This is a genomic window from Gimesia aquarii, assembly GCF_007748175.1.
Classification (GTDB): Bacteria; Planctomycetota; Planctomycetia; order Planctomycetales; family Planctomycetaceae; genus Gimesia; species Gimesia aquarii_A.
In genome coordinates this window covers 6,627,484-6,642,503 of record NZ_CP037422.1, presented here as the reverse complement: position 1 = coordinate 6,642,503, position 15,020 = coordinate 6,627,484, and the positions used below count along the sequence as shown (strand labels likewise).

Here is a 15,020-nt window from a genome sequence, read left to right as displayed (position 1 = left end):
AGGTAAATACATGTTGAATCGTGTTTTCAGATATATCCTGAGCCTCTTCATTTTTGTGTCTTCGTACAATCTCTTTAGTCAGAATCTTCAGGCAGATCTTTTTACCTATGTAGATGAATCTGGCCAGTCAGTCACCGTTGAGGCAATGCTCTATGGATCTGGAAAGAGACGGGGAGAGATGCTGCATGCTTTAATACTACCTGATGGGTCTATCCGTCTTGTTCCACAGGGAAAAATCAAAAAACGCATGCTGAAAGAAGCCCCCAGGCCTCTGACAGTACAAGAGATGTCTGAAGGACTAGCAACGAAATTTGGTACTGAAAAATTTCGATTTCATTTGCAGAGCCCATTCCTTGTGGGTGTTGTACTGGCTGCACCATTGGATGGGACTGACAGAACAGAACTTCGTGTCAAAACGTTTCTGGAGAAAGCAGGACGATTCTTAAAAAATGTGGAAGTCATCTTCGAAACTTATAGTAAAAAAATGGGTATTGAATTGACTGATTATGAATTTCCAATGGCAATGCTCATCTTCGAATCAGATGATGATTTTGAAGCGTATGCTAAAGAAACAACTTCACTGGGGGCTGGTGTCAAGAATGTATTAGCCTATTATTCCAGCGTTTCTAATAACTTGATCCTTCGAATGAGTGAATGTAGTTCTTTTGAAACGCCTTTACATGAAGCCATTCATTTACAGACATCCAACCGAGGTGTTGTGAAGCGATTTGCGCCGATTCCGACGTGGTTTATGGAAGGGATTGCAACCGGATTTGAAGGTAAAGGGGATCGAATCAATGTAAGTCCCGAGCGAATTAATTCACATTATGCTCTGATGTCAGGCGTCGCAGAATTGCTGAATTGGGGAGAAGTGGTTGCACTCAATGGAGTATTTCGTGGGAGTATTTTATCAGGAGATGCTTATGTGCATGCCTGGGGTCTGCATTGGATGCTGGTCAACCAGTATCCGAAGGAGTATCTCACTTACGTGCAGAGTCTTTCGGCTAAAGAACCGTTCGAAGAGTCATCGCCGAAGCAGCAGTACGAAGAGTTTGTTGAAATTATGAAAGTCCGCCCGGAGTCTTTGCAGCTTAAATTTAAAGTCGAATTAGTGCAATCGATTCTAAAGCAGAAGCTGAAACTTCCTCCCTTAGATGACAAAACTGTTCATCTGGAAAAACATAAGCAGGAGATGGCCATTGTGAAAATGACGGCGACATCATACTCTCGGCTTGCTCCTCCGCGAATAGAAGGTTGGCTGCAGAATATTTCTCCCTTTCGTCCTATGACGTTTCATGTCACAGTACAGACAAATGCTGGTACTTATGCAGAGTGGTACTTGCCTAACGTCGGGATTCGTAAGAAAATTAAGCTGAAGCCACAGAATGCTAAGCAATTGATGCAGGGGGGGTTAGGAGGCAATTGGAAAACATACCATGTTGAGGTGGAATCGGCTTATCCAAACAGTAAAACTGCAAAGGAATGGGCCGAGGGGAACTTACCGGTTCCTGTTTTTTATCGCAGAACGACAACTCCCTCAAATTAATGTTTGAGATTGCACTCTTAGATTGATTGAAAGGTAACAGATGAAGCTTTCACTTTCAGTGAGGATTGCTGAAGCTGCTTGCAAGACAAAGTTAAATATTTCATTTACAGAATTAGCGGATATCGCCGTTGAGTCTGGTTATTCAGCACTCTGTATGCGAGCCAGTGTGGTAGGCATTCAGAGTTCGCAGTCAGAGCTGGATCAGATTCGGTCCATAGTGGATCGGGCAGGGCTGGTCGTTTCGATGGTCACAGCCGACTTTAATATTCCACAAAATAACGATCACGCACCTGAAGCACTAAAAGATATCGAACCCAGTTTGAATGTGGCCGAGACGCTGGGATGTAAAATGATTCGAGTCTGCTTGAAATCTGAAGCAGACATTTTCCATGCACAACGAGCTGCCGATCTTGCTGCGGAACGAGGTATGCAACTGGTACATCAGTTCCACCCAGCTTGTCTCTTTGAGGAAGTAGAAAAGTCTGTTGCCATTCTGAATCAAATTGATCGTCCCAATTTCGGTCTGATTTATGAACCGGCAAGTTTACTGATGTGTGGTCAGGAGTACGGGGAGAGAACACTCAAAAAAATTCTGCCCTGGCTCATGAATGTTTATGTTCAGAACTTAGTGATCACAACGGATGGTCCCGATCATCTTGAAACCTGGTGTCTGGGGGATCGCCCTTTTCAATTATTACCTTATTGGGATGAAAGCGGGCGAGGAATTGACTTTAAGCACATGATGTCCGGATTAAAAGCAGTCGACTTTAATCGCTTTTTTACAGTTCATCAGGCAGAGGGCATTGTGACCGCCGCCGACGCACGTGCATATGCTGTGCGGTGTAAGGCTTGGTTTGACTCCCTGAGTTGATGACAGGTACATATAGTGATATGAAAAAAGCGTTTATCGTCAGCTTTGAACAATTGCCAGCTTGTATGCTGGGCTGTTACGGTCATCAGTGGATCGAAACACCAAACTTTGACCGGTTGGCTTCACTTTCCATTCTTTTTGATCAACATTTTGCCAATGATTTGCGCACCACCCAAAACTCGTTTCCCTGGTGGACTGGGAAAACCATTCCAGATGTATTTGAAGCAGGCGAACAAAACAGTGCTTCTTTCATTTCACATCTTAAAACAAAAGGTGTGAAGTCAAGCTTGCTAGTGGAATCAGATAGTCAAACGGGGCGCAATGCAGTTGATCGATCTCAAGCGGACTTTTTTGAAGAATTCGATCAGGTCGAGACGATCGTTGGAAAAAACGGATTCAAAGTCAGCGAAGAAAAAACTCCCGTAGCGCAGTTGATGCAAGCTGCAATCGAACGACTGCCAGAGTGGATGGAAGATTCTCATGAGCAATTAATCTGGATTCGGTCCGCAGGGGTCCCTTTCTCGCCGTTAGCTCCAGAGTTTTTCTCTACGTTGTATCTTGATGAAGTACTCGATCAGGGAGATACGGAAGAAGAGAATTTTGATGAAGTTAATCTTGTAGGAGATCATGCTGAGCATAGCTTATCAGAGGAAGATGAACCGTCGGATTATTCAGAACCAGATCTTGATGCAGAGGACTGGCAGGAATTGATCACGGTTGTCGCTGAGTTATTTACCAATCCTGAAGAGTTGTCTGAACTCGATGGCCATGAACGACAGATGGCACGGGCCATCTATGCAGGTTATGTAACATTGCTCGATCAATGGTTTGGACGTTTCCTCGATCGAATGTTAGATTATGCAGAAACACATTCATTTCTATTGATAGTGACGGCAGCGAAGGGGGGGAATGCGCTTCTAGGACCAGTTCGGCAAGCAGAGAACTGGGGGCTGTTTGAAGAAATGAGCCACGTACCTTTGTTTATTTACGATTCCAGGAACGAACAGCAAGGAAACAGACGGCAATTTCTCTCGCAGCCAGCAGATCTTCCCGTTTCAGTATCATCCTGGTTCGGAAAACCACTCGAGAAAGATCCCAGCCTTGGAAATAATTTACTCGATGTGATTCTAGATCGAATGGCTTTTCCAGAGCCCATAATTTATGCCGCCAGTGATCAGGCTATTGCATTACGTTCGACAGATTTTTATTATCTGCGACTAGCAATTAATCGGGAGTCTTTCGATTCTGAAGAGACTGAAATGTTGAGTGATAACCTGACAACGCAACTTTATCAAAAGCCGATGGACCGATGGGATGTCTACGAGTTGCATGCACAACTACCTGAAGTCGTAGCACAGTTTTCCTCTCGACTTGAACAGAGCAAAAAAAGATGATCAAAATTTATCATAATCCACGTTGTAGTAAGAGTCGTCAAGCACTGGCTCTGATTGAAGAATCAGGTAATCAACTACAAATCGTCGAATATTTAAAATCACCTCCGACTGCTGAAGAGTTAGATTCCATATTGAAAAAGTTAAATCGAGAGCCGCAAGAATTAATGCGTAAAGGAGAAAAAATTTATCGCGAACTGAATCTTGCTGAACAGGAGATGTCTCGCGAAGAAGCGATTGCTGTTATGGTAGAGCATCCCAAATTGATTGAACGACCCATCGTGGTCAAGGGACGAAAAGCTGTACTGGGACGGCCTCCAGAGAATGTCAACGAACTCTTATAAAATATTAATTCTGAGTTGCGTTTGGAGCGGCAGGTAGCACATTGGACATATTTCTGCCTACAAGCAAACCGATTGAAAAAGTCAATGCAGCAAATGTAATTAGAATAATCACCCAGGTTCCCGTGGGTAGTTCATACTTTGCAGAACGTTTCAACCGCGCTTTCTTTTTTTCTACCAGCATATCGGCGGCACGTTTTTGTGCGAGGCTGGCTAGGTTGGTCAATTCGTGTTCATGGTCTAAATCGGTTGGGTTGACTTGATCTGTTGCTGCTGACTGGTTGACGGGAGCTACTGGTGTTGCCGGCATCGGAGTCGGGTTGATTTCTTCAACTTGTTGAACCAGGGCACTATGATTAATTTCCCTGACTGGGATGGCTTTGAATGCCTCTGCTGAACTTGGCTCTTTGACTTGAGGTTCAGGGGCTGTTGAATTAGGAATCTGAAGATCGGGGTCGTGATCGGAATTTACTTGCTTGTCAAGCGTAACGTTAGTGCCGATTGACGCTAATTCATCCAGCGCATTAGACAACTCTGAATCTTTTAGATTCAGCTTAGGCTGAGGGATGGGGGCAATTTGACCATCCAGACCAGGGACTCGCACCGATAAACCGCAGGTCGGGCAGTCTACAATTTCGCCTGCTTTGGAGCGTGAAATTCCCATGAGCTGATCACAATGTTGACACCGAAATTTGATAGGCATTCGAAAGTTTCTTTTTGATCGCTTTCAAGATTGGAGGATTGGTTTAGTGCATCATACTGATAACGTCTGTAGAACTATTTTTACTACAATGAATTCATGTTGAAAAGTAAGTAAAAAGAATCGGAGAATTTTTTGTTCAGTTCTTAGGGATAACACGTGTTTTAATGTAACAGAAATGGGGCTCCTTCATAGAATGAAGGTCTGACAAACGTACTTATACCTGATATAATAATAGACATTCAATTGTGCATAATAAATCCATGAACTGAATGAAATACAAAAGTTCTTATGAGTCCGTAAGTTAAGCGAGAGGTTTTTTGTGGACGTAGAAGAATTTCTGAAAAGAGACGTGAATCGTCGTCAATTTCTAGATCGAAGTGCGCGAAATGCTGCCGGAATGGCTGCGGGCGTTGTTGGCTTGGCCAGTAATGTATCACTGGCAGAATCTTCGCCAAATGAACGAGTCGTCTTGGCCGGGATTGGCGTTCGTGGGCAGGGGAAATTTTTAACTTCCAGTATGGCCGGTTTTTCCGATGTCCGATTCAAGACCATCTGTGATGTAGATGAATCAGTAATACCTGCAGCTATGAAGTCGATTGAAAAGGCACAGGGAGTAGGACCAAACTTCGTAACCGATTTTCGACATGTACTGGATGACCCGGAAATTGATGGAGTTGTCATCGCGACGCCTGACCATTGGCATGCATTGATGGCAATCATGGCTTGTCAGGCGGGAAAAGACGTCTATGTAGAAAAGCCTGTTTCACATAACTTCAATGAAGGAATGAAGATTATCGAGGCAGGGAGAAAGCACCAGCGTGTGATTCAATCCGGAATTCATCAACGTAGTGGTGCGCATTTTCAATCTGCAGTTGATTTTGTACGTAGTGGAAAATTAGGCAACGTTAAATTGGCTAAAGCCTGGATGATTCATCGTCGGAAACCAATCGGTAAAAAGAAAAATGCATCAATTCCGACCGGAGTGAATTATGACCTCTGGTTGGGACCGGCTGCGAAACGTCCTTTTAATCCAAATCGATTTCATTATAACTGGCACTGGTTCTGGGATTATGGAACTGGTGAGATGGGCAACTGGGGAGTGCATATGCTGGATATTGCACGCTGGGGCCTTGGTGTAGAACTACCAGAGAAAATATCCGCTTCAGGAGGAAAATATTTCTTTGACGACGATCAGGAAACACCAGATACCCAAACTGTACAGTTTAGTTATGCAGATAAAACACTTCTATGGGAGCATCGACTTTGGAGCGTGCATGGCATGGAAGGTCGAAATGCTGCCGCTGCTTTTTATGGGGATCGAGGAACACTTGTGGTCGATCGAGGGGGGTGGAAAGTTTACGATCAGAAAGAGGCTGCTACTTCCGGAACCAGTGATCAGGCTGTAACACATCATCGCAATTTTGTGGATTGCATCAAGACAAGAAACAGACCAACTTCTGATATTGAGATTGGCCATACTTCAAGTGCTTTATGTCACCTGGGTAACATTGCTTATCGAGTCGGTAGAGAAATTCACTTTGACAAAAAACAAGCTTGTTTTGTCAATGACGAACAAGCAAATGGATTCCTGGGACGAGAATACCGACAAAATTGGGAATTGCCACAGATCTAATCTCAACTGATTCATACCAAAATATAAAACTTCCTGGTGAGGTACCTCGCCAGGAAGTTTTTATTGAATTCAAAGATCTGGTTAACGGTTTCCAAGATCACGGAACAAATCAGTCGTACTATTCAGACTATCGCTTCCACCAGAATTGAAGAAGTTAGAAAGTTCTACAATCGCCGGTCCCAACAGGAAGATATAAATCGCAGGCATCAGACAAAGAACAGTGGGAAATAGTAGTTTGAACGTTGCTTTGTTGGCTTTTTCATCTGCACGTTGCTGCAGACTTTCTCGCATATTATCACTGTATTCTTGAAGCGCAGATGTTACATCAGTTCCCATTTGGTCCGTTTGAATCAACAAAGAGGCGAACGAATGAACTTCGGGAACGTCAATTCGCTTACTGAAATTCGAAAGTGCTTGCGAAAAGGTCCCAATATTTGTCTGTTCAATCACAATTCTTAGCTCCTGTGCTAAAGCTGGATAGACTTTACCTAATTCACCACTCACTCTTTGCAAGGCACGAGGAACCATCATCCCTTGCGACACACACATATTGAGCATGTCTAGCATATCGGGAATTCCCTGTTCAATTTCACTTCTTCGGTCGGAAGCCTTGCTGGTGATGTAGAGGAATGGAGTCGCCCAAACAAGGATGGGCACCAGAATCATGCCAATCAGGATCGGGATTTCAAATCGTTCTGGTGCCAGGATCAATGCGATACCAAAAAGCATGAGTGTGCCGAGAATCGAAAGATAACGAATCGCAGAAAAGTTTTGTAGAGCGTGTGGTTGATAGTAGCCCGCTGCCTGTAACTCTTTTTTCGTTTGAACTTGTCTGCCTTCAGATTCCGGCATCATTTCAGCCAGGGCAGGGGTCGCTGAGCCAAATACATAGTCATCAGTACCCATCACGGGGACATCGGCTGCTTCGACTTGTGGTAGAGCGGTCACAGAATCTTGTCCGCTTGTAGTATTAGAGGAAAACAACTGACGGTTTTTCCACGTTACAGGGGCAGATGCTGATGAAGTCGTTGAAGGTGTTAATGACGTTTCTTCAGTTTCAATCGCTGCTTCATGAGTTTCCTGCTCTATTGGCTGAGGAGTCTTTTTTCGGATAATGCGATACAACATCCACAGAATGATAAGACCACAAACTGCATAAAAGACTGTAATTGTTGTTGGTGTAAACATAGGATTGCCCTCGCCATCTTGTGGCAGGTCTCATTAATATAGTTTGATCAGGTACGTTGACTTGTTTTAAGGACTCTTAGAACCCAGATGGATCCAATTATTTGTAATGCGATAGCAGTAAATGTCGCTCCACGACCCCAGGAAGACGCCATCAACGTGGTCAAATAAGTTGAATCACGTAAGATGAAGAACCCTAAAATCAAAGGGGGCAGGGCAATCATCAAAACTGCCGTCGCACGGCTACCAGCAGTGGCTGTACGCAATCGACCCAAAAATAACATACGGTCACGAATGGTTCTTGCCAGTCGTTCAAGAACTTTGACCAGGTCGCCCCCGGTTTCCTGGTGAACAATTAATGCCATCGAAAGAATGTTCAAACTCGCTACACCGGTTTGTTCGTAAAGTCCATCCAAAGCCGCCTTCATCGAAACGCCCATTTGTAACCTTCGAGCTGACTTTTTGAGTTCATCACCTAAAGGTGCTGCGGTTTTTTCTGCGACATCGATAAAACAGTGGGTTAAGCTACGTCCCGTTTTTGCAGAACGAGCCAGTTCGTCAATCATATCCGAAAGTTGTTCATTGATTTGTTTCTGGCGTCGACTGCGTCGAAAAATTAAATAGCCGATAGGTAGCATGGCCCCGAACATTACAGCCATCGATGTGGAAAGGAAATTTTCCTGTAAAATAAAGACCAGTCCGCCTAGCAGGATCGACATCATCAAGCAGAAAAACAAGACAACACTTGGATGGGCGTCGATTCCAGATTGGACAATCAACTCATCAAAACCACCATTTACGCGATTCCCAATTTCTTTAGAATCGGTGGTGGCATATTTATTTCGATCGCGGAGAATTTCGGAAAAATCATCTGCAGAATTTCGGGTATTAATTGCGGCATCGGTTGCCATCGGTAAATCTCCTATTCATCCTGCTTGTCTGATGGTTTTTGAGTTAATTCTAATTCACGTGCATGAAAGAGGTCTTCGGAGTCGTTAAAGTTAGTCTGAGTTAACCAGTTCATTGCAACCGGTTTATGCCCGGTGGCATAAAATGAGCCATGCACTTCACCTTCTGAATCAACATTCGTAATGCGATAGACAAACAGGTCTTCCACCATATATTCGCCATTCTGGAACCCGATCAGTTCCGAAATACGCATAACTTTTCGTTTACCATTAGGGAGTCGAGTAATGTGTACCAGCAAGTGAACGGCTGAAGCGATATAACGACGGGCAATAGTGTTAGGAAGCTCTGCCCCGGATAGTGCGATCATCAACTCAAGCCGGTCTAAGGCGTCACGTGTATCATTGGCGTGAACGGTACTCATCGAACCATCGTGACCAGTATTCATCGCCTGCAGCATTTCCAATACTTCACCGCCACGCGATTCACCAACAATAATGCGATCAGGCCGCATTCGAAGACTGTTTTTCAATAAGTCTCTCTGGTTAATTTCTCCTTGACCTTCAATGTTGGAAGGGCGGGCTTCGAGAGAAACCACATCTGGTTGCTGAAGTTGTAATTCCGCCGTCTGTTCGATGGTGACAATTCGTTCTTTACCAGAAATATAACGGCTCAGATTATTCAAGAGCGTCGTTTTTCCAGCACCAGTACCACCACTAATCAGGATATTAAGGCGACCATTAACCGCGATTTCCAGAAACTTTGCCATGTCAGGTGCTAACGACTCCATTCGCACCATATCATCAAAGAGTAAAGCCTGTGTTCGGAAACGTCGAATAGAAAGTGTTGGACCTTTTAAAGCCAACGGTGGAATCACTGCATTTAAACGGGAGCCATCGGGAAGTTTGGCATCGACCATCGGCGAGACTTCATCGATTCGGCGACCAGCGCGACCCACGAGACGGTGAATCAATTGGATCAAGTGTTCGTCGTCGGCAAAGTTGATATCGGTTTGTTCCAAAACCCCGTTACGTTCAATGAAAACTTTGTCGGCACCATTTACCAGCACATCGCTGATGTCAGGATCACTCATTAATGGTTCCAGTGGACCAAAACCGTAGATTTCGTCCAGGATTTCGCGCACCATCACATCGCGATTATTTTGGTTCAATTCAATATCTTGTTGCATGCAGAGATGCTCTGCTAATCCTCGCAACTTCACACGCAAATCTTCCTCAGGCAGTTCCCCTGCTTTCGAAAAATCAATGGCGTCAACCATCTGATGATGCAGTTGCGTTTTCAACCTTTGAAAGGCTTTTTTGGCTTCTACTGTTGAAGTCTCAACGGTAGTTTCGCTTTGTAATACCATTTTAATCTCCGCCCTTACTGGGTCAGATAAAGCTTGTAAATGTATTTATTTTGACGTTCTTCTTTGTTGTCTTTTTCTTTTGATGCTTTCTGAGCAGAATTTGAGTCTGTTTCAGATGGAATTATTTCTGCTAGAATCACAGCACGCGATGTGATCACTCCGGGTTGAAGAATGATTTCGCACGACTGATTATCAAGTCTCTTAATCGCCATAATTCTTCCGGCAACCATATTTGTACAATCGGCAGTCCCATTAAAAGATCGAGATGTCGCATCGACTTTGTCATACAAGAAACAAATACGGCACTGACCAATCATTCGCTGAAACGCATCCTGCTCACTATCTTCAATATTGGGGCTACAGGTAATTTGGATTGATCCTGAATCAAACAGTAATTGACCATGAAAGTCTTTTAAATTCTGTTCGGACAACCCTGATAAAATTTGTTGATCAACAATTTCAGAATTAAACTTTGAGCCGAAGTCCAGAATTTGCATATTCGCGTCTGAAATATTTCCTCGACGTGGTTTACTTGTCAGTCGAATTTCCGGGATTCCGTCAGAACCTTTTTTGACAGTTTGAGTTTCAGGGTCGAATTGATATTCGTCTTTTCCTTGTTTTTGATCAATCTGAAGCTCCCAGGTCTCCATGTGTTTTCCAGAAGGATCATTCTTCAGAATTGCCAGCGGAAATGCAGGAATAGAAACATTTTCAAAAGGACGGACCCCAATAATATTGTTGTCAACGGAAGCTTCAATCTGTGCCCCGGCTGTTCCCAGATTTGTCTGCATTAAATCAGACATGAATTCTGCCACAGGGTTATTAAGTCGATTTGCATGATACGTTTTAATTTGAACGCTCGTTGGTCGATTATCGGTTTGGACAAATTGTCTCACTCCGGTGCCAGCCACGGGAATCGATTTCCCAAAGAGTAAATTGTCACCTTTGGTCAGTTGAATTCCAATTCTTTGCCCTGCGACAGTATTCAGAATAATTGCTTTGTTGGCAGTCTTTTCGGCTCGATTCATCAGAGTCTGAAAATCAGGTTTTTCCTTCAACAACTCATCAGATGCCAATTCATGGCCAGCCGCTAACACTGCTGTTTCGACACAAGTCGTCACTTCCAAAGAAGCCGCATCTAACCAGAGGCGATTCACAATCAGTGCGATCCCTGCCATTACAATTAGCATCACCATCGCAGCCAGAGGGGTTATGATCCCTCGTCGACCAGCGATGGTCTGTGATACTCTGGTGGTAGTTTTCGGATAACGTTTCATGAGTGTCAAATTCAGTAATCAACGACAACTGGAATAAAAATAACGAGAAATTCTGTGGTTCTTTAACGTCCCACTCTTCGGTTTAGTGCAAAAGAACGAGCGTTCGTACCCTGTCTACCACTGGTAGCACCTTGAGGGCCTCTTTGCGCGGATGGTCCTACTTCTCTTTGACCATTACCTTGGGGACCTGATGCTCGGTTTGCGGGAGCACTGATGGAATCTCTGTTATAGGAGTCGTATCCTTGACCGCGTCCCCAGTCCGGGTTGAGATATCCTCCGGAGTTGAATGCACGGCCTCTACCACGATTGAAATTGTTATAATCACCAATACGCAAACCGTTACGATCGAATTGATTTACGCTGCGACTGGAACCATAATAGCCTTCGATTACAAATGGTTTGGGAGGCTCCGCTATTTTTTCGGGGGCTTTTAATCCTAAAATTTCATACAGAGTGGCTCGATCTGCACTACTGACAGCCACGCCTCCATCTCCCTTACCTTCTGGGTTATAGCTCATCGTGATATCACCCTTGTCACGAGCGAGAATCATGATATTGGCCTGTTCTGGAGTTAACTCAAGTGTCACATTTGTGCCTCGTCTTGAATTAGCACTTTGTGTATAGCTTCGATTGATGGCAATGACACGCACGCCTTTAAATAAGGTGAGAGTCAGTCCGCCATTCAAGCGTCTGTCATCAGTCATACCAGTGGGAGTCATGTGGACGTCAACGTATTCTCCTGGTTTTATCAATCCATCTACAAGATCAACCGATGATTCAAGAGGCACAGAGATGGCACGCATTCCTGGATCGATTTTAAGAGGTGGAGTTTCTCCGGCAGGGTAGAGCTGGCTGGTTGAGATTGGAGTAGCAGCTGGAATTGGCTCTTTCACAATTCGTCCGACAATGACACGATTTGAAGTCATCATTTCCGGCTTCAAATCTTTGATAGCGATCGGACCCAATCCCAAGTGCTCTTCAGTAACCAACGTACCTGGCTCTAATTCACTGATTGCCATAGGAATGTTTCGTGTTGCCACAGGCGGTGCTTCTTCTTTTCCCGCCAGTAGTCTCTTTCCGATATAAGCTGCAATCAGGATACCAAAGATGCCAAACATCAACAGAGTCACTTTTGCAGGGGTCAGGCTTTTCACCGGATCAATCTCCCATTACTGAATGAAGCAGTATATTCAAATGCTTCCAACATTCCCTCCCGTTAATTCGTCGGAGGGCTACACGGTTATTTCAATATTTAAAAATGATGTTGAGTAAATTTGTTCTTGGCTTACTCTTTAATCATTCTGGTTTCTGAATACAAATTTTGTTCTGTTAAGTCGTAACCAATGGGCCAAAGTAAATTAGGAGATGCCAGTGACATGGGTATGCTAACAGCAACTGTAACGACATCTCCTGCATGTTCTCCCAGCTCCGTTTGGATTACAGCCCCTTGGCCTAATTGTGGTGGAAGTATTTTGAGTACTTCTTGTTCTACATTTTCCTGTGTTACACCTGGTAATGTTGCCAGACGAGCACCAATGCGGCTGGCTTCAACTACATCCGCACGAGCGTAAAAAAGGAGTGTAAACTCCAAAAGTGCAAACAAAACAATTCCGAAGATTGGTAGTACCAACACGAGTTCCATACTCAGAAACCCGCTTCGCTTTGTTTGCTTCTTAGTTCTTTTATGAATTCGTTTGAATTTCATAGTCGAATTCTTTCATCGGTTTTTCTTATCTCTTTTTTTCTGCAGACGATCTCTACTGGAGTACTACAGATTTAACCACCATCCAGGTCGTCACACTCCAGGTTGCCAATACAACAGGAAGTGCAAAAGGCATCAGGCCTCTCTTTTGCTTTTGTTCCATTGTTTCAGGTTTCTGTTTCTTTTTACTCTTTAAGGTCTTACCAGTTGCCAGATAGGTTTCTTTCGTTTTACGTGTTCCCTTTGTAATCACACTCCAGAACAATATTGCAAATGAGCCAAACAGCACAAAGACCGTACCAACAATCATGACAGCAAGTGTCGCTTTAAAACCTAACCAAACAGATAAGGCGCCCATCATTTTCACGTCTCCGGCAGCACCACTACCCACGATCCAGATCAGGAAAAATGATCCAAACCCTGCCAGAAAACCTAATCCACCATACATCAAACCTTCCCAGCCATTGAAAACCGCTTGATAAACAATACCAAGAACAAAGAAAGGGACGGTTAATACGTTATAGATTTTTCTCGCTTTGAGGTCCGTGATGGCTGCAATGACTGTGAAAATCCCCACACTTATTGCCATGACATATAGTGAGAGCTGTGTTAACGGAAAATCCATTTGTTGTCTTTTCAATCAGATTTGTTTTGTTATGAAATATCTACCATGACTGATGGGTAGCATTATGAGTGCATCAATTTGGTACCTATTACTAGGTGTTGAAAATATACATCATGTTTCCTACCCGATGCATTTTATCTGAAAAATTTCCGCATGTTGACTTGCTTTACTGTTTGCAATACGCAACACCGATTAATGGAATTGATAGATCAGTTACAATCGTATTACTTAGTTCAATCGTGAAAATCGTTACAATCTGTCTGTCATAGTATGCGTGGTGACAAGTCAATCAGCAGATAAATCTTAGGACCAGTGAAATAGACCCGGCAAAATAACGTAAGCGGTTGCCATCATTGAAGTCAGAGAATGTGTGTTTTCGATAGGCAGGGAGTTTTGAGTATTCGATGAAGGTGGAAAAGAATTACGAATTCAAAATGCTGATGGTTCACGATTAGTCATGAGATTCTTAGAATAGCATTAGATTGAATAATTGTAATAACCCGAAAAATGGTACGTTTTTCTGAGGATTTTATCTGATTCTAATGCGACATCATGAATTGGCATTTGGAATCTGATTTGAGATCGATGTAGACAACGGCTCAAAACACGTTTCAAGGAAGGTATCACATTGAATTCCACTGAATTGATAAAAACTGCTGAGACTGCTGCTCGACTGGGAGCAAAATGCCTGCTGGATTGGGTTGACAAGTTCCAAGTCTCTGAAAAAGGAAGAGCCGATCTGGTAACGGATGCTGATTTTGCATCACAAACGGCAATTGTAGAACATATCAGCCAGCAGTTTCCGTCTCATCATATGTTAGGCGAAGAGGGACTGGCACACCAGGAGGGAGAATCTGACTATCGTTGGGTGATTGATCCGCTTGATGGTACATCAAATTACGTCCACGGCTTCCCCTACTATTGCGTGTCTATCGGCCTCGAATTTAAGGGTGAACTGATCTTGGGAGTTGTCTACGATCCTAATGCTGATGAGATGTTTTCTGCCTTTCGTGAACAGGGAGCAAAGTTAAACGGGAAGCCTATCACCCCTTCTCAGATTCCGTCTCTTGATCAAGCGATGGTAGTGGCCAGCTTACCAGTTGGGACTTCAGCACAAGACATTGCCGTTAAACGATTTTTAAGAGTGCTACCTGAAGCACAGACAGTCCAACGTACGGGTTCCGCTGCTTTGAATTTATGCTATGTTTCGGCCGGTCGAATCGATGGATACTGGTCCAGCAATCTGAAACCGTGGGATATGGCAGCCGGTGTACTCATCTGCCGTGAATCTGGAGGTACGGTGACATCCATCGAAGACGGTTCCTATTCCATTGAAATTCCTAGTATTTTAGCAACAAATGGAACAAATATTCATAACGAGTTACAAACATTGTTAGCTGAGCCTCTTTTTTAGTCAGCTTTGAGATTCGTTCTTTAATGTGCCCAAAATACGACGTATGATATACAGTGT

General features: G+C 43.8%; 14 protein-coding genes. 6 read left to right on the top strand and 8 right to left on the bottom strand.

Going from position 1 to position 15,020, the window contains the following annotated elements:
• Positions 1 to 10: 10 nt before the first annotated feature.
• The 4 genes from V202x_RS25070 to arsC are packed head-to-tail and all read left to right on the top strand — an operon-like array spanning position 11 to position 4,152.
• Entirely contained in the window at positions 11 to 1,546 is a 1,536-nt protein-coding gene (locus V202x_RS25070; RefSeq protein WP_145179533.1) for a DUF1570 domain-containing protein, read from the top strand.
• Between the two features lie 40 nt (positions 1,547 to 1,586).
• Complete coding sequence (locus V202x_RS25065) at positions 1,587 to 2,417, top strand: sugar phosphate isomerase/epimerase family protein (RefSeq protein WP_145179532.1); 831 nt, start codon at positions 1,587 to 1,589, stop codon at positions 2,415 to 2,417.
• Positions 2,418 to 2,437: 20 nt separating this feature from the next.
• The gene (locus V202x_RS25060) at positions 2,438 to 3,811 is read left to right on the top strand and encodes a sulfatase-like hydrolase/transferase (RefSeq protein ID WP_197993087.1); all 1,374 of its coding nucleotides are present in this window, start codon (positions 2,438 to 2,440) and stop codon (positions 3,809 to 3,811) included.
• The gene (gene arsC / locus V202x_RS25055; RefSeq protein ID WP_145179530.1) at positions 3,808 to 4,152 is read left to right on the top strand and encodes an arsenate reductase (glutaredoxin); all 345 of its coding nucleotides are present in this window, start codon (positions 3,808 to 3,810) and stop codon (positions 4,150 to 4,152) included. Before V202x_RS25060 ends, arsC begins: the two co-directional genes overlap by 4 nt.
• A gap of 4 nt (positions 4,153 to 4,156) precedes the next feature.
• On the opposite strand, the gene V202x_RS25050 is transcribed toward arsC, so the two are convergent.
• Positions 4,157 to 4,852 carry a hypothetical protein gene (locus V202x_RS25050; RefSeq protein ID WP_145179529.1) on the bottom strand — a complete coding sequence of 232 codons (696 nt, stop codon included), beginning with the start codon at positions 4,850 to 4,852 and terminating at the stop codon, positions 4,157 to 4,159.
• Between the two features lie 349 nt (positions 4,853 to 5,201).
• On the opposite strand from V202x_RS25050, the gene V202x_RS25045 reads away from it, so the two are divergent.
• Positions 5,202 to 6,485: a Gfo/Idh/MocA family protein gene (locus V202x_RS25045; RefSeq protein WP_232098695.1), complete on the top strand. Its 1,284-nt coding sequence runs from the start codon at positions 5,202 to 5,204 to the stop codon at positions 6,483 to 6,485.
• A gap of 81 nt (positions 6,486 to 6,566) precedes the next feature.
• On the opposite strand, the gene V202x_RS25040 is transcribed toward V202x_RS25045, so the two are convergent.
• The 7 genes from V202x_RS25040 to V202x_RS25010 form a co-directional block, all read right to left on the bottom strand.
• Complete coding sequence (locus V202x_RS25040) at positions 6,567 to 7,673, bottom strand: type II secretion system F family protein (RefSeq protein WP_145179527.1); 1,107 nt, start codon at positions 7,671 to 7,673, stop codon at positions 6,567 to 6,569.
• 47 nt (positions 7,674 to 7,720) lie between these two features.
• Entirely contained in the window at positions 7,721 to 8,581 is an 861-nt protein-coding gene (locus V202x_RS25035) for a type II secretion system F family protein (protein ID WP_145179526.1), read from the bottom strand.
• Positions 8,582 to 8,592: 11 nt separating this feature from the next.
• Positions 8,593 to 9,945, bottom strand: coding sequence for a CpaF family protein (locus V202x_RS25030; RefSeq protein ID WP_145179525.1), 1,353 nt, complete (start codon positions 9,943 to 9,945; stop codon positions 8,593 to 8,595).
• 14 nt (positions 9,946 to 9,959) lie between these two features.
• Positions 9,960 to 11,222 carry a hypothetical protein gene (locus tag V202x_RS25025; protein ID WP_145179524.1) on the bottom strand — a complete coding sequence of 421 codons (1,263 nt, stop codon included), beginning with the start codon at positions 11,220 to 11,222 and terminating at the stop codon, positions 9,960 to 9,962.
• A 62-nt stretch (positions 11,223 to 11,284) separates the two neighbouring features.
• On the bottom strand, positions 11,285 to 12,376 hold the full coding sequence (gene cpaB / locus V202x_RS25020) for a Flp pilus assembly protein CpaB (RefSeq protein ID WP_145179523.1): 1,092 nt from the start codon (positions 12,374 to 12,376) through the stop codon (positions 11,285 to 11,287).
• 131 nt (positions 12,377 to 12,507) lie between these two features.
• Positions 12,508 to 12,927 carry a TadE/TadG family type IV pilus assembly protein gene (locus V202x_RS25015; protein ID WP_144988396.1) on the bottom strand — a complete coding sequence of 140 codons (420 nt, stop codon included), beginning with the start codon at positions 12,925 to 12,927 and terminating at the stop codon, positions 12,508 to 12,510.
• Positions 12,928 to 12,979: 52 nt separating this feature from the next.
• Positions 12,980 to 13,549, bottom strand: coding sequence for a prepilin peptidase (locus V202x_RS25010; protein ID WP_145179522.1), 570 nt, complete (start codon positions 13,547 to 13,549; stop codon positions 12,980 to 12,982).
• Positions 13,550 to 14,177: 628 nt separating this feature from the next.
• Here V202x_RS25010 and V202x_RS25005 point away from each other — a divergent pair.
• A complete protein-coding gene (locus tag V202x_RS25005; RefSeq protein ID WP_145179521.1) occupies positions 14,178 to 14,963 on the top strand; it encodes an inositol monophosphatase family protein in 786 nt (261 codons plus the stop codon).
• Positions 14,964 to 15,020 lie beyond the last annotated feature (57 nt).